Raw genomic sequence first — 21,824 nt, 5'->3', positions numbered from 1 at the left:
CAACCAGACTATTCCATGGAGAGGAAAATGACCGCAGTGAAGCGCGAACGGGACGGCAATGTCGGGATCCTCTCGCTGAACGATCCCTCGAGCCTGAATGCGATGACGCCGGAGCTGCTCGGCGATCTCGCAGCCGCCGTCGGCGAGATGACCGGCGCGGGCGGCGTGCGCGCGCTGGTGCTGACCGGGGAGGGACGCGGGTTCTGCTCGGGGCAGAACCTGAAGGCGTTCGAGTCGCTCGGCCGCGACATCGTCACCGGTGTCATGACGCATTACTGGCCGGCGATGCGGTCGTTGCGCGAATGCCCTGTGCCGATCGTGGTCGCCGTCAACGGCGTCGCCGCCGGCGGCGGCTTCAGCCTCGCGATGTCCGGCGACATCATCCTCGCCGCGCGCTCGGCGAGCTTTATTCAGGTGTTCAGCCGGATCGGCCTCGTGCCCGATCTCGGCTCGACCTGGCTGTTGCCACGCCTGATCGGCCGCCAGCGTGCGCTCGATCTGATGCTGCTGAACGAGCCGCTGTCAGCCGAACGCGCCAGGGAGTGGGGACTGGTGCGCGACGTCGTCGACGATGCGCAGTTGCTCGCTGAAGCCAAAAAGCTCGCGCAGCGTCTCGCCGACGGCCCGACGCGGGCGCTGGTCGCGACGCGGCAACTGCTGGAGGAGAGCGAGCACGCAGATTACGCCACGCAATTCCGCCGCGAGATCGAGGTGCAATCCGTCGTGCGCGAAAGCGCCGACGCGCGGGAAGGGCGTCAGGCCTTTGTCGAAAAGCGCAAGGCCAGGTTCACGGGAGCGTAACGGGGCGTGCAGCTAACCGATCGCAATCGCGACCTTGCCGAAATGGGCGCCGCTCGCCATGTGGGCGAAGGCCTCCTTGACCTGGCCGAACGGGAACGTGCGGTCGATCACCGGCTTCATGCGGCTTTGCGCGGTGGCGTCGGCAAGCGCCTGCAGATCCTCGACCGAGCCGACCGTGACGCCTTGCAACCGCTGCTGCTGCATCACCATCAAAGGCAGCCGCAGATCGGCCGGCGGTGGGCCGGCCAGCACGCCGATGAAGGCGATCGTGCCGCCGATCCTCACCGCGCGGATCGACTCGTTCAGCGTGCCGACGCCGCCGACCTCGACGACGAGGTCGACGCCGTGCCCGGTCAGATCGCGCGCCTTTTTGCCCCAGTCCGGCGTGGTCCTGTAGTTCAGTGTGACGTCGGCGCCGAGCGCCTTCAGCCGCTCGATCTTGGCGTCGCTGGAGGACGTCGCGATCACCCGCGCGCCGCACATTTTGGCGAATTGCAGTGCGAACAGCGACACGCCGCCGGTGCCTTGTGTCAGCACCGTCTGCCCCGGCTTGATCTGGCCGAGCTTGACCACCGCGCTCCATGCCGTGACGCCGGCGCAGGGCAGTGCTGCGGCCTCGACGTCGCTGAGATGTTCGGGCGTCTTCACCAGCCCATGCGCCGGAAACACCCGATACTCCGTCAGCACGCCATCCGCGCTGCCGCCGAGCGCACCGCGCATCTTGATCTCGCTCGGCTCGCCACTGAGCCAGTTCTCGAAGAAGCTGCCGACCACGCGGTCGCCGACCGCAAAGCTTCGCACGCCCGTGCCGACCGCCTCGACCACGCCGGCGCCGTCGGAGACCGGCACCAGCGGAAACTTCTGGCGCGAGCCGTAGCCGCCCTTCACCGTGAGCAGATCGCGATAATTCAGCGTCGCCGCTTTCAGCCGCACGAGCACCTCGCCGGCGCCCGGCTGCGGCACGGGCTTGTCGACCAGCGCCAGCCCGTCGATGCCATCAGGTCCCTGGAGTTGATAGCATTTCATCGGGTTCCTCCTGCGGCGCTCGTTGGTGCGGGCCATAGCATATGTCAGGCCAGCCATGCGAAGCCATAGCATTTGCGTTTCCGCAAAATCGGACGAATGTTGCTGCGTGAGCGCGTCCGGCAGAAGGCGCGCGCGGTGGGAGGCGATCATGGCCAGACAGCATCGGATGATTGGCATCGCGCTGGCGTTCGCGTCGCTGTGTTGGATCGCTTCACCGGCACGAGCGGCGGACAACCTCTATCGGATGCAGACGGTGGTGACGGGGCAGCTCGAGCCGAACCGGCTGATCGGCTTTGCGGCTTGCTTCGAGGATGTCCTGATCAAGATATCCGGCGCGCAGAAGCTTGCCGGCGACAAGCGCCTCATGCCCTACAAGGCGAAGGCGAGGGATTACGTCACCGCCTTCAACTATCACGACCAGTTTTCCGGCAAGCCGATCCGCGACGAGCAGGGCACCCGCGACCGGCCTTACGATCTCACCGTCGATTTCGACGAGGCGAGGATCGGCGATGTCCTGAAAGCGCTCGACCTCAAGCCGTGGCTGGCCGAGCGGCCGGTGCTCGCTGTGTTCGTCGAGATGAAGCAGGACCCGCGCGATTTCATCATCACGACGGATGAGCGGCAATCCGAGCTGCAGCGCGACGCGTTGCGCGCGGCGGGCGAGCGGCGCGGGATGGGCGTCGTGCTGCCGGCCGCGGCTGACATCACGAAGGCCGGCATCAATGCTGCCGAGCTGACGCGCTTGCCGGCCTCGAAATTGACGCCGGTCACGACCGGACTCGGTGGTGCGATCCCGCTGGTCGGCAGGCTGACCTGGGACGATCGTGAGCTCGGCTGGGCCACGCAATGGCAGATCGACTGGCAGGGCCACACCTATCGCTGGCAGTTTCGCGGGGTGACCTTCGACGAAGCCTTCCGCCGCGGTATCGGCGGGGCGGCGCAGGTGTTGTCGGGCAATGGCGATCCCGGCGGCAAAGCGCGGTAGCTGCCATCGCTGTGTTGCGCAGCGCGGGAACATGGTGCTACGCGTGCTGCGACCTTAGGAGACCCTACGATGAGCGTCAGCCAATTGTTCGACCAGGCGGCCTCCGCCAGGCGCGTGGACAAGATCACGATCCGCCGGCCGGACGATTTCCATGTTCACTTGCGCGACGGCGCGATGCTGCAGGCGGTGCTGCCGTTCACCGCCAACCAGTTCGCGCGCGGCATCATCATGCCGAATTTGGTGCCGCCGGTGACGACGGTTGAGGCGGCCGCAGCCTATCGCGAGCGGATCCTGGCCGCGCGGCCCGAGGGGTCCGATTTCGAGCCGCTGATGACGTGTTACCTCGCCGATACGACCACGCCGGACGAGATCGAAAAGGGTTTTAGGGACGGCGTCTGGAAGGCGGCAAAACTCTATCCGGCGGGCGCGACCACCAACTCGCATTTCGGCGTCACCGACATTCCCGCGCTCGCGCCGGTGTTCGAGCGCATGGCAAAGATCGGGATGCCCGTGCTGATCCATGGCGAGGCGACCGATCCGGCAGTCGACATCTTCGACCGCGAGGCCGTGTTCATGGAGCAGAGCCTGCTGCCGCTGCTGAAGCGCCATCCCGGCCTCAAGGTGGTGATCGAGCACGTCACGACGGCGGAGACCGTCGACATCGTCCGCGCCCACGCCTCACGTGCGGCCGGCACCATCACGCCGCATCACCTCGTGATCAACCGCACCTCGATCTTCCAGGGCGGCCTGCGGCCGCATCTCTACTGCCTGCCGGTCGCCAAGCGCGAGCACCATCGGCTGGCGCTGCGCAAGGCGGTGACCTCGGGCGACAGCTGCTTCTTCATCGGCACCGACACCGCCCCGCACCGCCGCAACGCCAAGGAGGCCGAATGCTGCTCGGCCGGGGTGTTCGGCGGCGCCACCGCGCTGCAGACCTATGTGCAGGTGTTCGACGAGGAGGGCGCGCTCGATCGCTTCGAGGCGTTCGCCTCCGTCAACGGCGCGCAGTTCTATGGCATCCCGCTCAATCGCGGCACCATCACGCTGGAGCGGCGCGAGTCTCGCATCATGGCTGCGGTCGCAGTCGACGATACCGAGGTCGTGGTGTTCCAGGGCGGCGAGACTCTGCCCTGGTCGGTCGGGCCGGTCGTGGCCTGAGGGTGCCCAACCGGCAGGCAAACGTTAACCGCGGCAGGTCGCGGTGCTGCCTGCGGGGCTGGATCGACTTGAAACGCGACGCCAACGCACCTATATTGATTGCTCTGACGCATCACCGGCGATGAGCCGTTTTGCGTAGCGGTAGAGATTGAGCCAGGCCCGTCGTACAGGCGGGCCGTCGTCGTTTTAGGACGTGTCTGATGAGCCGCTCGAATCGAACTGACCATATCCGCCTCACCTCACATCCGGTGCCGGGCGCAAAGCATGCCTTCCCGATCCACTGGGACGCTCCAGACGCGAGATCGCGGGGCCCGATCATTGGCACGGTGTCGCGGCCGCAGGACCGCAACGTGATCGGCAGCCATGGCGGTTCCTATGCGGTGTATCGCGCGCTCGCGGTCTCCGCCGGCGCGCTCAACCCGCTGCGCCGCCCTGATCTCACTAACACATTCCCCGCCGCGACCATCGGGCCGTTCCCGCAATGGAGCGAGCCCAACCGGATCGTTGCGCTCGATCCGTGGGGGCACCTGGTCGCCGAGACTTTCCGCACCGAGATCACCGAGGGGGCCGACATCCGCCCGAGCATCGCGGTGACGCGCGCGCGGCTCGATCTGCCGGAGATCCAGGCCGCGATCGCCGCCAAGCGGTTGAAGCCCGACGGCAATGTCGTGCATGCCAATGGCAGCGTGTCGGTGGTGAAGATCGCGATCGATCCGGTCTGGTATCTGCCGGGAGTCGCCGAGCGTTTCGGCACCAGCGAGACCAATCTGCGCCGCACGCTGTTCGAGCAGACCGCCGGCATGTTCCCGGAGCTCGTGACGCGCCCGGACATGCAGGTGTTCTTGCCCCCGATCGGCGGCACCACCGTCTATCTGTTCGGCGATGTCGCGAAGCTGCCCGATCATCGCACCACCATCACCTGCCGCGTGCATGACGAGTGCAACGGCTCCGACGTGTTCGGCTCCGATATCTGCACCTGCCGTCCGTATCTGATCCACGGCATCGAGGAATGCGCGCGCGGTGCACAGGCCGGCGGGCTCGGCCTGATCGTCTACAACCGCAAGGAAGGCCGCGCGCTCGGCGAAGTGACAAAGTTCCTGGTCTACAATGCGCGCAAGCGCCAGGAGGACGGCGATGCGGCCGCCGCCTATTTCGAGCGCACCGAATGCGTCGCGGGCGTCCAGGATGCACGCTTCCAGCAATTGATGCCTGACGTGATCCACTGGCTGGGTCTCAGGCGCATCGATCGTTTCCTGTCGATGAGCGACATGAAATATGACGCGCTGACCGGACAGGGCATCGAGATCGTCGAGCGCGTGCCGATCCCGGACGAGTTGATCCCGGCGGACGCGCATGTCGAGATCGCGGCCAAGAAGGCGGCCGGCTACTATTCGCCGGAAGCGCCGACCGCGCAGGATCTCGACGACACCGTCGGCCGCTCGCTGGAGAAGTATTGATCCGTGACGGTGCAGGCCGCGGCCACGCAGGATGATGCCTTCTCGCTCCTGACCGCACAGGCGGTGCGCTCCCGCGCGCAGCAGATGCTGGAGATCGGGCTGCGCGACGGGCTCGCGCATTTCCGGATCGACCCCGATCGGCTGGATGATGTCGCCGACGCCGTGCTCGCGACGATTCAAAAGGCCTACCCGTCGCTTAAGATTCCATTCCATGCGCGCTGGCGGCATTTTTCGCTGCAGGGCGAGGACCGCTGGTCGCGGATGGCCGATCGCATCTCCTGGCCTGACGCTGCGACGCGGGCGCGCGCCGAGTTCGATCTCGTTATCGTCAGTGTGCTGCTCGATGCGGGCGCGGGCGCGGCCTGGCGCTATCATGACAAGGCGAGCGGGCAGGCGGTCGGCCGCTCCGAGGGACTTGCGCTCGCAAGCCTCGACATGTTCGCGAGCGGCGCGTTCTCGAGTGACGCACGCGACCCGCTCCGCGTCGATGCCGACAAGCTCGTTGCGTTCGCGGCGGCGGCACTGGAGCAGGGCTTTCAGGTCAGCGCCAACAATCCTCTGGTCGGTCTCGAAGGCCGTGCTGATCTGCTGCGCCGGCTCGGCCGGTTGGTGGCCGAGCGGAGTGACGTTTTCGGGCTGCGCGATCGACCGCGGCCCGGTGGGTTGTTCGATCATCTCGCTGCGAAAGCTGCAGATGGCGCCATTGCCGCGCCGACGATCTTGTCCGAAGTGCTGAAACAGCTCGGCCCGATCTGGCCGTCGCGGCTGACGCTCGCCGGCGTTTCGCTCGGCGACTGCTGGCGACATCCCGCGATCAAGGCCGGCGACGCCACCGATGGGCTCGTGCCGCTGCACAAGCTGTCGCAATGGCTGACCTATTCGCTGATCGAGCCGCTGCAACGCGCGGGGCTCGACGTGACCGACATCAACGGTCTCACCGGCCTTGCCGAATATCGCAACGGCGGCCTGTTCGTTGATCTCGGCGTGTTGGTGTTGCGCGATCCCGCAGATGCTGATCGTTCGCACGACGTCGATTCCACGCTCGTCGTCGAATGGCGCGCACTGACGGTCGCGCTGCTCGACCGGCTTGCGGATAAAATCCGCGCGCGGCTCAATCGCGACGCCGTGTCGCTGCCGCTGGCGAGCCTGCTCGAAGGCGGCAGCTGGGCGGCCGGCCGCGCGGCAGCCTTTGCGCGCCGCGCCGACGGCTCGCCGCCGATCAAGGTTTTGAGCGACGGAACTGTTTTTTGAGGATTTTGCCATGGAAGGCGTCGCCATCGTCGATCACCCGCTGGTCCAGCACAAGCTCACGCTGATCCGCGACAAGTCGATCTCGACAAAGTCATTCCGCGAGCTCCTGAAGGAGATCGGGATGCTGGTCTGCTACGAGGTGACGCGCGACCTGCCGCTGGCGGAGACCGAGGTCGAGACGCCGCTGGCGAAGATGCATTCGGCCAAGATCGCCGGCAAGAAGCTGGTGTTCGTGCCGGTCATTCGCGCCGGCGTTACCTTCGTCGACGGCATGATGGATCTGGTGCCGACCGCGCGCGTCGCCCATATCGGCCTCTACCGCGATCCGCACAGCTTTGCCGCGGTCGAATATTTCTTCAAGGCGCCGTCCGACCTCGGCGAGCGCTTAGCGATCGTGGTGACGCCGGTGCTCGCGACCGCCAACACCGCGGTCGCGGCCGTGGACCGGCTGAAGGAGCGCGGCGCCAAGGATATCCGTCTGGCCTGCCTGATCGCCGCGCCCGAAGGGCTCGAGCGCATCAGGGGATTGCATCCGGACGTCCACATCTGGACCACGGCGATCGACGAGGGCCTCGACGAGCACGGCTACATCCTGCCGGGTCTCGGCGACGCCGGCGACCGCGCCTACGGCACGCGCTGAGCTATTTTGCGGGAAGGTTGATCGTGATGGTCAGACCGCGGCCACCGATTCCATCTGTCAGCTCGATCGTCCCCGCGCTCTGCCGCAGCAAGGTGCGCACGATCGCGAGCCCAAGTCCCGAACCTGCCGGACGGTTGGCAGCGGGAATCCGGTAGAAGCGATCGAACACCCGCTCGCGATGTTCGGCCGCGATGCCCGGGCCGCTATCGGCAATCCGCACGGCGTAGTGTTCGTCACTCGCGATAACGCTGACGACGACGCTGCCTCCATCCGGCGTGTAACGGATCGCGTTGTCGATCAGATTGCTCAGGATGTCATGCAGCACCGAGGATTCGGCTGCGACCGGCGCATGCTCGACCCCGGGCTCGAAAGCGAGCTCGATATTCTTGGCTGCGGCGAACGGCGCCATCAGGCCCATGGCCTCGCTGGTCGCCGCGACGAGATCGGTTGATCCCACCTCATGCGCGGGTTCGGCGACGGCGGTCTGCTCGGCGCGTGCCATCACGATCAGCTGCGCGACCAGCCGGTCGAGATGCCTTGTCGATTTCTCGATTTCGCCGATGGTCTCGACATTGTCGGGCTGGTGGCTGGTGTCCCGCTGCAGCAGCGCCAGGTGGACGCGCAGCGAGGCGAGCGGCGTCTTCATCTGATGCGAGGCGTCGGCGATGAAATCACGGATGACCTGGATCGCGACTTCGAGCCGCGCGAACAGCTCGTTCATCGCGCGCACGGGTGGATGGGCTTCGAGCGGAATGTGGGCGAGGTCGAGCCGGTCGAGGCTCGATCCGGTGCCGAACTGCCGCGTGTCGATCTCGCGCCCGAGGTCGACGAGTGGCGCAAGGCCACGCCGCACCGCGAGCCACACCAGCACCGCGGCGGTTGCGATGATCGCGGCCTCCAGCGCCACCAGTGCGAGCAGCAGCTGACGCTGGATCGCGGTCCGTCCGTTCATGGTCTCGGCGACCTCGACCAGCACCGGCAGCGGCTTGCCGTAGATCGCCTGGGTCGTGGCGGCGACACGCACTGCGCTTCCCTTGTACATGGAGTCGAAGTGCTTGACGGTCCCGACCGGAATCGTCGCGGTGTCCGCGCGCGGCAGATCCTGATAGCCGGTCACCGGCTTCTGGTCGTAGGTCACGCTATAATAGATGCTGTCATTGGCGCGCGTCTCGAGCATGCCGAGCGCGACCTGCGGCATGTCGACCGATATCTCGCCATCCTCGACCGTGACGCGCTCGGCGATTGCCTTCACCGAGCCGTCGAGCACGCGGTCATAGGCGCTCTCGATCGTCTTGTTGATCAGCACGAGGCCGGCTAGTCCGAAAGCGACCGCGAGCGCGCTGGTCGGCACCAGCAGATTGATGAGCAACGCACGACGGAGCGAGGGAATCCGTTTCGCGCTCACCTCACCTCCATCAGATAGCCGAGGCCGCGCACCGTCTTGATCGTCGGTCCCTGCGGTCCGAGCTTCTGCCTGAGACGCGCGATGTAGAGCTCGATCGCATTCGGCGCGACCGGCTCGTCGAAGCCGAACACCTCGGAGATCAGCCGTTCCTTCCGCACCAGGCGTCCCGCATGCGACATCAGGATTTCCAACACGGTGACCTCGCGCCGGCGCAGCGACAGCGGCTGCTCCGCGATCGAGGCGGTCGCCGACGAGGTATCAAGCACCAGCGAGCCGCAACGCAGGATCGGATCGAGCCGGCCTTTGCCGCGCCGCACCAAAGCCTTCACCCGCGCCTCGAACTCATCGAGATCGAACGGCTTTGTCAGATAGTCGTCGGCGCCGAGATTCAGGCATTTGACCTTGCTCTTGACCTCGCCCTGCGCGGTGAGGATGAGGATCGGCACCTCGCAGCCTTTGCCGCGCAGCCGGCTCAGCACCTCGTGGCCGGGCATATCCGGCAGACCCAGATCGAGCACGATCAGCGAATAGGCCTCGGACGGTGCGATCTCGAGCGCGTCCGAACCGTTGATCTCATGGTCGACCGCGATGCCTGATGGGGCCAATGCCTTCTTGAGGCCGTCGACCAGTGACGTGTCATCCTCGACGATCAGGATACGCAAGACAATGAACCTCAAGTCTAAACGCGGCGGGCGTTGCCAAACGCGGCAATGTAAGTTCAGATGCTGCACGAGGTCAAAAGATTGCGCGTCGTTCATGGGAGTTTCTCACCACGCTTTGCCGGTGTCCCGTCTGCTAGCCGGCCTCTGCGGGCTCGCGTTGATTCTTCTGTTGTGCGTTGCGGCCGATGCTGCCGGCGGCGATGACGACGCGGCGCGGCCGCAAGCCCGCCTCGTCGTCAAGGGCACGACCGACCATTCCGAGGTCACCGACATCATCGCCGCATTCATGAAACGGAACCCGGAGGTTCTGGTTCAGTACAGCAAGGTGCTGTCGACGGAGCTGTTCGACGACGCCGTGAAGTATCCGACGGCCAAGGGCGCGGCCGACGTGATCTGGAGCTCGTCGATGGACCTCCAGATCAAGTTCGCGAATGATGGCTACGCGGCCGAATATCGCTCGCCCGAGGCCGAGGGGATTCCGGCCTGGGCGCGGTGGAAGGATCGCGCCTATGGCATCACCGCCGAGCCGGTCGTGATCGTCTACAACAAGCGCCTGCTGCGCGAGGGCCTGGTGCCGAAGGACCATGCCGATCTCTTGCGCCTGTTGACCGATCATCTCGCGGTGTTTCGCGGCAAGATCGGGACCTACGACCCTGAAATCAGCGGCACCGGTCTGCTGTTCATCACCCAGGACGTGCGCATCACGGCCCAGACCTGGAAGCTGGTAGCGGCGATGGGCCGGGCAGGGGTGAGACTGTTTGCGTCATCCGATCCGATGATCGATCGGGTCGGCAGTGGCGAGCTGCTGCTGGCCTACAACGTGCTCGGCTCCTATGCGCTCGAGCGCGCCAAGCGCGAGGCAGATCTCGGCGTCATCTTTCCGAGCGACTATATGCTGCTGCTGTCGCGGATCGCGGTGATCCCGCAGGCGGCGGCCCAGCCGGAACTGGCCCGGCGTTTCCTCGACTTCATGCTGTCGCAGAACGGCCAGAGCCTGCTGGCCAGCCATTCGCTGGGCTCGGTGCGCGACGACATGAAGCCGGCGATTCCCGGCTATGCCGGTGCCGCCAAGGCATTGCGGCCGATCGCGCTCAACATCGATCTCATGACCTATCTCGACCAGGCCAAGCGGCAGCGTTTCCTGAAGGACTGGAAGGAGTATCTGCAACCGCGCTGACCATCTGATCAAAGCGGCGACAGGTTGTTGACAGGTTGAGCGCCTATCCTCCCGGCAAAATCAAGCACGAAGATCCGTGCATGGGGAGGAACGATCATGGCGCCGACAGCCGAAAGCCAGCTGGAATCCGCGACGATGCGGCGGGTCACGCTGCGCATCATCCCCTTCCTGATGTTCTGCTACTTCATCGCCTTCGTCGATCGCGTCAATGTCGGCTTCGCCGCATTGCAGATGAACAAGGATATCGGCCTCTCGGCCGCGGCGTTCGGGCTCGGCGGCGGATTATTCTATATCACTTACGTCTTGTTCGAGGTGCCCAGCAATCTGGCGATGGCCAGGGTCGGCGCCAAGATCTGGATCGCGCGCATCATGGTTTCGTGGGGCATCGTCTCCGCCTGCATGGCGTTCATCGTTGGCCCGTACTCATTCTACGCGGTCCGCCTGCTGCTCGGGGCCGCCGAGGCCGGCTTCTTCCCCGGTGTGATCCTGTATCTGACCTACTGGTTCCCGGCGGCCTATCGTGGCCGCATCGTTGCGCTGTTCATGGTGGCGATCCCGCTGTCGAGCTTCTTCGGCTCGCCGATCTCCGCTGCACTGCTGCAGTTGAACGGCCTGCTCGGCTTCCACGGCTGGCAGTGGATGTTCGTGCTGGAGGCGCTGCCGGCGGTCATTCTCGGCATCGTCGCGTTCTTCTATCTCTCCGATCGGCCCGACACGGCAGGATGGTTGAACGAGGAGCAACGCCGCTGGCTCTCTACCCGCCTCGCCCAGGAGAATTCCTCGCCGAAGGCCAAGGTCGGCCATCTCTCGCTGTGGCAGGTGTTCTCCAACAAATACGTGCTGGCGGCGTCGCTGATCTATGCGGGGGCGTCCGGCGCCAGCCAATGCCTGTCGCTCTGGCAGCCGCAGATCATCAAGTCGTTTGGTTTGACTGACCTGCAAACCGGCCTGTTGAACTCGATCCCGTTCGGCGTCGCCTCCGTGCTGATGCTGCTGTGGGGCCGCAATTCGGACCGCACCGGCGAGCGCAAATGGCACACCGCGATTCCGCTGGCGCTGCTTGCCACGAGCCTCGCGATGGCCGGCCTGACCGGCGCGCTGGCGCCGACGATCGCGATCCTCTGCGTCGCGGTGACTGCGACCTACATCATGAAGGGCCCGTTCTGGGCGCTGTCGACCGAATGGATGTCGGCCGGCGTCGCGGCGGCCGCGATCGCGCAGATCAACGCGATCGGCAATCTCGGCGGCTTCTTCGGCAGCTATCTGCTCGGCACCATCAAGGATGCCACCGGCAGCTTCGCGCTCGGATTGCTGCCGCTCGCGGGATTGTCGGCGGTCGGCTTCATCCTGGTGCTGTCGCTCGGCCGCCAGCAGACGGCGTCGTCGGGTTCCGCGGCCGCAAGCGCGGTGCATTGATCGTGGTCTTCCGTATGCCACGCGCGCGGCAAGCGGCGTGACAGCTTGCTGACAGGTTGGGCGATCTATCTTGTCGCCCAAACAAAATGACCGGACAGACGTTCGTCGCGCGCCGCCTGAAGCGGAGCGGGGCGGCGATCCACCTTCCGGCAAGACCACAACAGGGAGGAAAGCGGACATGAGCTCGCAGGACGCAGGCGGGATTGCCTCGCATCATGAGACCGCGGCGCAGTCGATCAATTCCACTTCGGCCGGCACGGCCACGCGCTTCTGGCCCGAGGGCTGGTGGCGGCTGACCGACATCCGGATCGGCATCATTCCGATCCCGATCTATGCCGTGCTCGTCGTGCTCGTGGCCGCGCTGGTCTATACCGGCGAGATCAAGGCCGACGGGCCGACCATGATCGTGGTGCTGGTGCTCGGCGGCTTCACCTGCGCCGAGATCGGCAAGCGGATTCCCGTGCTGCGCAGCATCGGCGCCGGTGCGATCTTCGCGACCTTCATTCCCTCGGCGCTGGCGTTCTATCACTTGATCCCGGCGCAGGTCGAAAAGTCGATCATCGACTTCACCAAGCAGACCAACTTCCTCTACCTCTTCATCGCCTCGATCATCGTCGGCAGCATCTTTGCGATGGACCGAGAGGTGCTGATCCGCGGCTTCCTGAAGATCTTCGTGCCGCTGGTGATCGGTTCGATCGCTGCCGCCATCGTTGGCACCCTCGTTGGCACCGCGCTCGGCCTCGGTGCCAAGCACACCTTCTTCTATGTCGTGGTGCCGATCATGGCCGGCGGCGTCGGCGAGGGTGCGATTCCGCTGTCGATCGGCTATGCCGCATTGACCGGTGTGCCGCAGGGCGAGGTGTTCGCCGAGGTGCTGCCGCCGGTGATGCTGGGCAGCCTGACTGCGATCCTGCTGTCCGGCGCGCTCAACTTCGTCGGCAAGAAATATCCGCACCTCACCGGCGAGGGCCGGCTGCAGCCGCATGGCGATGACGAGCTCGACATCCACGCGGTGCACGAGGAAGGCGGCAAGGAGCAGGGCGTCGGCCATGTCGGCGTCTCCACGATCGCCGCCGCCGGCCTCACCGCAATCACGCTCTATCTGCTCGGTGTACTCTGCCATCACATGTTCGGCCTGCCGGCGCCGGTGGCGATGCTGTTCCTGGCGGTGCTGGCCAAGCTCAGCCGCGCGGTGTCGCCGGAGCTGCAGCAGGGCGGCATGGTGGTCTACGAATTCGTCCGCACCAACATGACCTATCCGCTGCTGTTTGCGATCGGCGTCGCGCTGACGCCGTGGGACAAGCTGGTCGCCGCGTTCCACTTCGCCAACATCATCACCATCATGTCGACGGTGGTCACGATCATGGCGACAGGCTTTGCGGTCGGCAAGTTCATGAACATGTACCCGATCGAGACCGCGATCGTGAATGCCTGCCACAGCGGGCAGGGCGGCACCGGCGACGTCGCGATCCTCACCGCCGCCAACCGCATGCAGCTGATGCCGTTCGCGCAGATCGCGACCCGCATCGGCGGTGCGGTCACTGTCACGGCGGTGCTGATCATCATGGGCTATCTCAAGTGACCGGCCGAAAGATCAAGCCGATGCCCGTCCAGAACCATCCGCGCGAAAGGATCGTTTGCCCATGAGCAGTCTCGACAGCTTCAAATGCCGCAAGACGCTGATCGTCGGTGGCCATGCCTACACCTATTTCTCGCTGCCCGACGCCGAGAAGAACGGCCTTGCCGGCATCTCCCGCCTGCCGTTCTCGCTGAAAGTGCTGCTGGAGAACCTGCTGCGCTTCGAGGACGGCCAGTCGGTGACATCAGCCAATATCGAGGCGCTGGCGAAGTGGACTGACGACCGCGGATCGGCCGGCGCCGAGATCGGCTTCCGTCCCGCGCGCGTGCTGATGCAGGATTTCACCGGCGTGCCCGCCGTGGTCGATCTCGCGGCGATGCGTGACGGCATGGAGAAGCTCGGCGGCGATCCCTCCAAGATCAATCCGCTGGTGCCGGTCGATCTCGTGATCGACCATTCCGTCGTGGTCGATCATTTCGGCAACGCGCAGGCGCTGCATGACAACGTCACCCGCGAATACGAGCAGAACGGCGAGCGCTACAATTTCCTGAAATGGGGGCAGGGCGCATTTGCCAATTTCCGCGTGGTGCCGCCCGGCACCGGCATCTGCCACCAGGTCAATCTCGAATATCTGGCACAGACGGTCTGGACATCAGAGCGTGACGGCAAGACCTTTGCCTATCCCGACACGCTGGTCGGCACCGACAGCCATACCACGATGGCCAATGGGCTGGCCGTGCTCGGCTGGGGCGTCGGCGGCATCGAGGCGGAAGCGGCGATGCTCGGCCAGCCGCTGTCGATGCTGGTGCCGCAGGTGATCGGCTTCAAGCTGTCCGGCAAGCTCCGCGAGGGCGTGCTCGCGACCGATCTCGTCCTGACCGTGACGCAGATGCTGCGCAAGAAGGGCGTGGTCGGCAAGTTTGTGGAGTTTTATGGCCCCGGCCTCGACCACATGACGCTGGCTGATCGTGCGACCATCTCCAACATGGCGCCGGAATATGGCGCGACCTGCGGCTTCTTCCCGGTCGACGGGGAGACGCTGAACTATTTGAATCTCTCCGGCCGCGCCAGTGACCGCATCGCGCTGGTCGAGGCTTATTCCAGGGCGCAGGGCCTGTACCGGACGCCGGGTATGGCCGATCCCGTGTTCACCGACACGCTGGAGCTCAATCTCGACGACGTCGTGCCGTCGCTCGCAGGACCCAAGCGCCCCGAGGGCCGGCTCGGCCTTAGTGTGGCCAAGACCAACTTCCTCACCGCGCTCGAAAGCGAATACGGCAAGCAGGGCCAGGCCGGCAAGCAATTCGCGGTTGAGGACAAGGAGTTCAAGCTCGGCCACGGCCATGTCGTGATCGCAGCGATCACCTCCTGCACCAACACCTCGAATCCATCGGTGTTGATCGGCGCCGGGTTGCTCGCTCGGAACGCAGCACGCAAGGGCCTCACGGCAAAGCCCTGGGTCAAAACCTCGCTCGCGCCGGGCTCGCAGGTGGTGGCGGAGTATCTCGAGAAGTCGGGCCTGCAGAAGGACCTCGACGCGCTCGGCTTCTATCTCGTCGGCTTCGGCTGCACCACTTGCATCGGCAATTCCGGTCCGCTGCCGAAGGAGATCTCGAAGTCGATCAACGACAATGGCGTGATCGGCGCCGCGGTTCTCTCCGGCAATCGCAACTTCGAAGGCCGCGTCTCGCCGGACGTGCAGGCCAACTATCTGGCCTCGCCGCCGCTGGTGGTTGCCTATGCGCTGGCCGGCTCGCTGCAGGTCGATCTCGTCAACGAGCCGCTGGGCACGGGCTCCGACGGCGCGCCGGTCTTCCTCAAGGACATCTGGCCGTCGAATGCCGAGATCGAGCAGTTCATCCGCGACAACGTCACGCGTGCGATGTTCGTGAGCAAATATGCCGATGTGTTCGAGGGCGATTCCAACTGGAAGGCGGTCAAGGTCGCGACCGGCCTGACCTATCGCTGGAACATGTCGTCGACCTATGTACAGAACCCGCCCTATTTCGAGGGCATCACGATGAAGCCGGCGCCGACCGGCGATATCGTCGGTGCGCGCATCCTCGGCCTGTTCGGCGACAAGATCACCACCGACCACATCTCGCCCGCGGGCTCGATCAAGCTGGCGTCGCCGGCCGGCGAGTTCCTGCGCGGCCGCCAGGTCCGGCAGGAGGATTTCAACCAATACGGCACGCGGCGCGGCAATCATGAGGTGATGGTGCGCGGCACCTTCGCCAACATCCGCATCAAGAACTTTGCGGTGCAGGGCGAGGGCGGCGTGACGCCGGAAGGCGGCTGGGCCGTGCATCAACCGTCCGGCGAGCGAATGCCGATCTTCGATGCCGCGATGCGCTACGAGCGCGAGCACGTCCCGCTGGTGGTGTTCGCCGGCGTCGAGTACGGCAACGGCTCCTCGCGTGACTGGGCGGCCAAGGGCACGAAGCTGCTCGGCGTTCGCGCCGTGATCGCCCAGAGTTTTGAGCGCATCCATCGCTCCAATTTGGTCGGCATGGGCATTCTGCCCTTCGTGTTCGACGAGGGCATGTCGTGGAAGAGCCTTGGCCTGACCGGCGCCGAGCAGGTCTCGATCAAGGGCCTCACGGATATCTCGCCCGGCCAGCGCATCACCATCGACATCACGATGGCTGATGGCACGGTGAAGCAGGTCCCGCTGACCTGCCGCATCGATACGCTCGACGAGCTCAACTACTACAAGCACGGCGGCATCCTGCCCTACGTGCTGCGCCAGCTTGCGGCGTGATCTCTGAGCACCAGCAGGACAGGGGAAACCAGCATGTCAGACAAAATTCCGGCGACCTTGATACCCGGTGACGGGATCGGCCCCGAGATCACCGCGGCGGTGACGCGCATCCTCGATGCGCTGGGTTCGCCGTTCGAATGGGACGTGCAGCAGGGCGGCATGGCCGGCATCGAGAAGTCGGGCGATCCGCTGCCGGGCGTGCTGATCGACAGCATCCGTCGCACCAAGCTCGCCCTCAAGGGCCCGCTGACCACGCCGGTCGGCGGTGGGTTCCGCTCGGTCAATGTCCGCCTGCGCGAAGAATTCGAGTTGTACGCCAATCTCCGCCCGGTGAAGACCATGGTGCCCGGTGGGCGCTATGAGGATATCGACCTCGTGCTGATCCGCGAGAACATCGAGGGCCTCTACGTGGCGTTCGAGCACTTCATCGCGGTCGGCGACGATCCGCATGCGGTTGCGATCTCCTCGGGCGTCAACACCCATGCCGAAGCGCGGCGCATCGTTCGCTTCGCTTTCGAATACGCGCTGGCCCACGGCCGCAAGAAGGTCACCGTGGTGCACAAGGCCAATGTGCTGAAGGCGCTGACCGGGCTGTTCCTGCAGGCCGGCCGCGAGATCGCCAAGGAGTATGAGGGCCGCATCGCGATGGACGACCGCATCGTCGATGCCTGCGCCATGCAGCTCGTGATGAACCCCTGGCAGTTCGACGTCATCGTGACCACCAATCTGTTCGGCGACATCCTGTCCGACCAGATGTCCGGTCTCGTCGGCGGCCTCGGCATGGCGCCGGGCGCCAATATCGGGTCGAAGGCGGCGATCTTCGAAGCGGTGCACGGTTCGGCTCCGGACATTGCAGGCAAGGGAATCGCCAATCCGCTGGCGCTGCTGCTTGCGGCCGGACTGATGCTCAAGCATGTCGGCAAGGAGGATCTGGCCAGCCGGCTGCGCACGGCGATCGAGCAGACGCTGCAGGTCGACAATGTCAGGACCGCCGATCTCGGCGGCAAGACCTCGACCTCGGATTTTGCCGGCGCCATCATCAAACGCCTCGCGTTGTGATTGCACAAAACAAAACGCCGGTCTTAACTGTACGGCCGACCGTGACGTCGGCCGGGAACTGAAATCACCGATCGGTTGAAGCGCTGGCGTCTCATTCGCGGGCGATCGACAGCAGGGAGTGGATAAATGGTAAAGGGCTCTGACCTTGTGGTCCAGGCATTGGAGCATGAAGGCGTCGACCGGATCTTTGGCGTGCCGGGTGAGGAAAATCTCGACGTCGTCGAGTCCCTGCGCAATTCGAAGATCCAGCTGGTCTTGACCCGCCACGAGCAGGCGGCGGCGTTCATGGCGGCAACGCATGGGCGGCTCACGGGACGGCCCGGCGTGTGCATCTCGACGCTCGGTCCTGGCGCGCTGAACTTCTCGACGGGCGCGGCCTATGCCCATCTCGGCGCGATGCCGATGGTGATGATCACCGGCCAGAAGGCGATCATGAGCAGCCGGCAGGCGCGCTTCCAGATCGTCGACGTGATCGCGTCGATGAAGCCGCTGACCAAACTGTCCCGGCAGATCGTCAGCGCCGCCAGCATCCCGACCCTGGTGCGCGATTCCTTCCGTATCGCGATGGAGGAGCGGCCGGGCCCGGTGCTGCTTGAGCTGCCTGAGGATATCGCCGGCGACGAGGTCGAGCCGGTCTCGATGGTGCCGATCCATCCGATCGAGATTCCGGTCGCGCACCGCGCGGCACTCGATCGCGCCGCCGAGATGATCCTGGCGGCGAAGAAGCCGCTGATCATGCTGGCTGCCGCGGCGAGCCGTCCGCGGTCGACCTTCGGCATCGCCGGTTTCGTGCGCCGCACCGGCATTCCGTTCTTCACCACGCAGATGGGCAAGGGCACCGTGCCCGGCGGCACCAACCTCTACATGGGCACGGCCGCGTTGTCCGAGCGCGACTATGTGCATGAGGCGATCGACGAGGCCGATCTGATCATTGCCATCGGCCACGACACCGTGGAGAAGCCGCCCTTTATCATGGGCCCGAAGGGGCCGCAGGTGATCCATGTCAGCTACACGCCGGCGACCGTGGAGCAGGTCTACTTCCCGGATGCCGAGGTGGTCGGCGACGTCGGTCCGAGCCTCGAGTTGCTGGCCGACCGGCTCGAAGGCCGGCTGCCGAACGCCAAGGCGCTGCTGCCGCTCCGCGAAGGCATCCTCAGCCGCATCACCGACCGCGCCACCGAGAGCCGCTGGCCGGTGACGCCGCAGCGTCTGGTTCATGACATCCGCCAGGTCATCCCCGAGAACGGCATCGTCGCGCTCGACAACGGCATGTACAAGATCTGGTTCGCGCGCAACTACCGCACCTATGTCGCCAACACGCTGCTGCTCGACAACGCGCTCGCCACCATGGGCGCCGGCCTGCCGTCAGCGATGATGGCGGCGATGCTCTATCCAGAGCGCCGCGTGATGGCGATCTGCGGCGACGGCGGCTTCATGATGAACAGCCAGGAGCTGGAGACGGCGGTCCGCCTCAAGCTCAATCTGGTGGTGCTGATCCTCAACGACGGCGCCTACGGCATGATCCGCTGGAAGCAGGCGGTCGATGCTTTCGCGGATTTCGGCCTCACCTTCGGCAATCCGGACTTCGTCCGCTATGCCGAGTCCTACGGCGCCAAGGGCTCGCGCGTCACCTCGGTCGACGGGCTGCTGCCGACGCTGGAATCCGCCTTCAAGGGCGGCGGCGTGCATCTTGTCGACGTCGCAATCGACTACTCCGAGAACATCCGCGTGCTGGTCGAGGAGCTGCGCAATCGCAAGCTCGGCGTCGAGCCGTCCTGACAAGAGAACGATGTGGGGGCGTGCGACCGGGACCTCCCTGCCGAGGTCCCGGTCGGCGGCGTCCCCGCCACCATGCTGCGCCGGCGAGACCAAGAGGAGCGAAACATGATCGGAAAATTCACCTTCCAGGCGCCGGCGAACATCCTGTTCGAGCCGGGCGCGTCGCGGAAAATCGACGAGCTGGTCGCCAGCTACGGCGCCAAGCGCGTGATGCTGGTGACCGACAAGGGCGTCCGTGGCGTGGGGCTGACCAGGGGCGCCGAGGCCTCGCTAGTCGAAGCCGGGATCGAGGTCGTCGTGTTCGATGACGTCGTCGCCGATCCGCCGTCCCATGTCGTGGAGGCGGCGGTTGCGGCCTGCCAGGCCAACAAGATCGAGCTCGTGCTTTCGATCGGCGGCGGCAGCGCACTCGATACCGCCAAGCTCGTCGCCTATCTCGCCAAAACGCCGGATCGGCTTGACGACATTTACGGCGTCGGCCTCGCCAAGGGCAAGCGCCTGCCGCTGCTGCTGGTGCCGACCACCGCCGGCACCGGCTCGGAGGTGACGCCGATCGCGATCGTCACCACGCCGACCACGGAGAAGAAGGGCGTGGTCTCGCCGGTTCTGATTCCGGACTGGGCGATCCTCGATCCCGAGCTGACGCTGGGGCTGCCGGCCTCCGTCACCGCCGCGACCGGCATCGACGCCATGGTGCATGCGATCGAGGCCTATACCAGCAAGGTGAAGAAGAACCCGATGTCCGACCAGCTGGCGCGCCAGGCGCTCGCGCTGCTGTCGGCCAATGTGCGCCGCGTCTGCGAGGATGGCAGCGACCTCGAGGCCCGCTCGCAGATGCTGCTGGGCTCGATGCTGGCCGGCATGGCCTTTGCCAATGCACCGGTCGCGGCCGTCCATGCGCTGGCCTATCCGATCGGCGCGATCTTCCATGTGCCGCACGGCCTGTCCAACGCGCTGGTGCTGAGCCAGGTGCTTCGCTTCAACCTGCCGGAAGCCGAAGCCCTCTACGCCGAGCTGGCGCCGATCGTGGACAGCCGTACCGAAGGGCTGACGGTCCCGCAGAAGGCGCGGCTGTTCGTCGATGCGATGGCCGCGATCTGCCGCGACTGCAAGGTGCCGCCCTCGCTCGCCGACGTCGGCATCACGGCAGGCGACCTGAACAAGCTCGCCGAGGATGCGATGAAGCAGACCCGCCTGCTCGTCAACAATCCGCGCGAGCTGAAGTTCGAGGACGCGCTTGCAATCTACACCGAGGCCTTTGGCAACAGGGCTGCCGCCTGACGCCCGATCCGGCAAGAAGCATGGTCGTGGTGTAAACCGGGGAGGGACGAGGATGAGCACGATCTCCGAGGCTGGAGCGATGGATCGCGCAGGCCAGGCTGCCGACACAAGGCAGCGCGTCGTGGCGATTGTCGCGGCGTCGTCGGGCAATCTCGTGGAGTGGTACGACTTCTACGCCTACGCCTTCACGTCGATCTATTTCGCCGGCGCCTTCTTCCCCTCGGGCGATGCGACCAGCCAGTTGCTGGCGACCGCCGGCATCTTCGCGGTCGGCTTTTTCATGCGTCCGCTCGGCGGCTGGCTGTTCGGATGGATCGCGGACCGTCACGGCCGCAAGAACTCCATGGTGATCTCCGTGCTGTTGATGTGCGCGGGATCGCTGATGATCGCGCTGCTTCCGACCTACGAGACGATCGGTGCGCTGGCGCCGGCTCTCCTGCTGGTCGCGCGGCTTGCGCAGGGGCTTTCGGTCGGCGGTGAATACGGCACGGCCGCGACCTATATGAGCGAAATCGCGATCAAGGGGAACCGCGGCTTCTATTCGTCGTTCCAGTACGTGACCCTGGTCGGCGGGCAGTTGCTCGCGCTGCTCGTGCTGGTGTCGCTGCAGCAGACGCTCTCGGACGCCGACCTCAAGGCCTGGGGCTGGCGCATTCCCTTCGCGGTCGGCGCGGTGGCGGCGATCGTTGCGCTGTATCTGCGTCGCTCGCTAAAGGAGACGATCTCGGCGGAGGCGGCGCACCACAAGGAGGCCGGTTCGATCAGTGCGCTGCTGCAGCACAAGCGTGCGCTCTTCATCACCTTCGCGCTGACCATGGGCGGGTCGCTGTATTTCTATTCGATGACGACCTACATGCAGAAATTCCTGGTGAATTCGGTCAAGATCGATGCCAGGACGGTTAGCACGCTGATGACCTGCGCGCTTGTTGTCTTCATGCTGATGCAGCCGGCATTCGGTATGCTGTCCGACCGGATCGGGCGTCGCAACAATCTGCTGTGCTTCGGCACGCTCGCTGCGCTGGCCACGGTGCCGATCATGCTGGCCCTGCCGGGGACGACCAATCTCTATGTCGTGTTCGCGCTTGTGATGAGCGCGCTGCTGATCGCCTGCTTCTACACGTCGATCAGCGGCGTCGTGAAGGCGGAGCTGTTTCCGGCGGAGGTCCGCGCCCTCGGCGTCGGTCTGCCCTACGCCATTGCCAACGCGCTGTTCGGCGGCACCGCCGAATATGTCGCGCTGTCGTTCAAGTCGTCGGGCTATGAGCAGGTGTTCTTCTATTATGTCGCGGCCCTGGCCGGCGTTGCGCTGATCGGATCGTTCGTGATGCCCGATACGCGGCGCCACGGATATCTCGAGGGCGACGGGCGCGTGTAGCGCCGTGACTGA

Annotated in this window: 17 protein-coding genes; 14 read left to right on the top strand and 3 right to left on the bottom strand. The window is 65.4% G+C overall.

The window, feature by feature from the left end; genetic code table 11:
• Positions 1-27: 27 nt before the first annotated feature.
• Positions 28-801, top strand: coding sequence for an enoyl-CoA hydratase-related protein (locus JQ604_RS09555; protein WP_212355825.1), 774 nt, complete (start codon positions 28-30; stop codon positions 799-801).
• Between the two features lie 12 nt (positions 802-813).
• On the opposite strand, the gene JQ604_RS09550 is transcribed toward JQ604_RS09555, so the two are convergent.
• Entirely contained in the window at positions 814-1,827 is a 1,014-nt protein-coding gene (locus JQ604_RS09550) for a zinc-dependent alcohol dehydrogenase family protein (protein WP_212355823.1), read from the bottom strand.
• Between the two features lie 148 nt (positions 1,828-1,975).
• Between JQ604_RS09550 and JQ604_RS09545 the strand changes: the two genes are divergently transcribed.
• The 5 genes from JQ604_RS09545 to upp all read left to right on the top strand — a co-directional run bounded on the left by JQ604_RS09545 (position 1,976) and on the right by upp (position 7,318).
• Positions 1,976-2,812: a DUF2066 domain-containing protein gene (locus tag JQ604_RS09545; protein WP_212355821.1), complete on the top strand. Its 837-nt coding sequence runs from the start codon at positions 1,976-1,978 to the stop codon at positions 2,810-2,812.
• A gap of 69 nt (positions 2,813-2,881) precedes the next feature.
• Positions 2,882-3,970 carry a dihydroorotase gene (gene pyrC, locus JQ604_RS09540; protein WP_212355818.1) on the top strand — a complete coding sequence of 363 codons (1,089 nt, stop codon included), beginning with the start codon at positions 2,882-2,884 and terminating at the stop codon, positions 3,968-3,970.
• Between the two features lie 200 nt (positions 3,971-4,170).
• A complete protein-coding gene (locus tag JQ604_RS09535; RefSeq protein WP_212355816.1) occupies positions 4,171-5,427 on the top strand; it encodes a GTP cyclohydrolase II in 1,257 nt (418 codons plus the stop codon).
• Positions 5,428-5,511: 84 nt separating this feature from the next.
• Complete coding sequence (locus JQ604_RS09530; protein ID WP_212355955.1) at positions 5,512-6,678, top strand: DUF1688 family protein; 1,167 nt, start codon at positions 5,512-5,514, stop codon at positions 6,676-6,678.
• A 10-nt stretch (positions 6,679-6,688) separates the two neighbouring features.
• Positions 6,689-7,318: a uracil phosphoribosyltransferase gene (gene upp / locus JQ604_RS09525; RefSeq protein ID WP_212355814.1), complete on the top strand. Its 630-nt coding sequence runs from the start codon at positions 6,689-6,691 to the stop codon at positions 7,316-7,318.
• Position 7,319: 1 nt separating this feature from the next.
• Here upp and JQ604_RS09520 read toward each other — a convergent pair whose 3' ends face one another.
• The gene (locus JQ604_RS09520) at positions 7,320-8,723 is read right to left on the bottom strand and encodes a sensor histidine kinase (RefSeq protein WP_212355812.1); all 1,404 of its coding nucleotides are present in this window, start codon (positions 8,721-8,723) and stop codon (positions 7,320-7,322) included.
• Entirely contained in the window at positions 8,720-9,385 is a 666-nt protein-coding gene (locus JQ604_RS09515; RefSeq protein ID WP_212355810.1) for a response regulator transcription factor, read from the bottom strand. The genes JQ604_RS09520 and JQ604_RS09515 overlap by 4 nt, the downstream gene beginning before the upstream one ends.
• 121 nt (positions 9,386-9,506) lie before the next feature.
• On the opposite strand from JQ604_RS09515, the gene JQ604_RS09510 reads away from it, so the two are divergent.
• The 8 genes from JQ604_RS09510 (at position 9,507) to JQ604_RS09475 (ending at position 21,812) form a co-directional block, all read left to right on the top strand.
• Entirely contained in the window at positions 9,507-10,562 is a 1,056-nt protein-coding gene (locus tag JQ604_RS09510) for an ABC transporter substrate-binding protein (RefSeq protein ID WP_212355808.1), read from the top strand.
• Between the two features lie 96 nt (positions 10,563-10,658).
• Positions 10,659-11,978: an MFS transporter gene (locus JQ604_RS09505; RefSeq protein ID WP_212355806.1), complete on the top strand. Its 1,320-nt coding sequence runs from the start codon at positions 10,659-10,661 to the stop codon at positions 11,976-11,978.
• 178 nt (positions 11,979-12,156) lie between these two features.
• On the top strand, positions 12,157-13,560 hold the full coding sequence (locus JQ604_RS09500) for a 2-hydroxycarboxylate transporter family protein (RefSeq protein WP_212355804.1): 1,404 nt from the start codon (positions 12,157-12,159) through the stop codon (positions 13,558-13,560).
• A gap of 61 nt (positions 13,561-13,621) precedes the next feature.
• Positions 13,622-16,318 carry an aconitate hydratase AcnA gene (gene acnA / locus JQ604_RS09495; RefSeq protein WP_212355802.1) on the top strand — a complete coding sequence of 899 codons (2,697 nt, stop codon included), beginning with the start codon at positions 13,622-13,624 and terminating at the stop codon, positions 16,316-16,318.
• A 33-nt stretch (positions 16,319-16,351) separates the two neighbouring features.
• A complete protein-coding gene (locus JQ604_RS09490) occupies positions 16,352-17,377 on the top strand; it encodes an isocitrate/isopropylmalate dehydrogenase family protein (protein WP_212355800.1) in 1,026 nt (341 codons plus the stop codon).
• A gap of 126 nt (positions 17,378-17,503) precedes the next feature.
• Complete coding sequence (locus JQ604_RS09485; RefSeq protein WP_212355798.1) at positions 17,504-19,156, top strand: acetolactate synthase large subunit; 1,653 nt, start codon at positions 17,504-17,506, stop codon at positions 19,154-19,156.
• 108 nt (positions 19,157-19,264) lie between these two features.
• On the top strand, positions 19,265-20,437 hold the full coding sequence (locus JQ604_RS09480) for an iron-containing alcohol dehydrogenase (RefSeq protein ID WP_212355953.1): 1,173 nt from the start codon (positions 19,265-19,267) through the stop codon (positions 20,435-20,437).
• 52 nt (positions 20,438-20,489) lie between these two features.
• Entirely contained in the window at positions 20,490-21,812 is a 1,323-nt protein-coding gene (locus tag JQ604_RS09475; RefSeq protein WP_212355796.1) for an MFS family transporter, read from the top strand.
• Positions 21,813-21,824 lie beyond the last annotated feature (12 nt).

This window comes from Bradyrhizobium jicamae (assembly GCF_018130695.1).
In the GTDB taxonomy this organism is placed as follows: Bacteria; Pseudomonadota; Alphaproteobacteria; order Rhizobiales; family Xanthobacteraceae; genus Bradyrhizobium; species Bradyrhizobium jicamae_B.
Note: the sequence above shows the minus strand (reverse complement) of the source record. Positions and strands in the feature narration are given on the sequence as shown.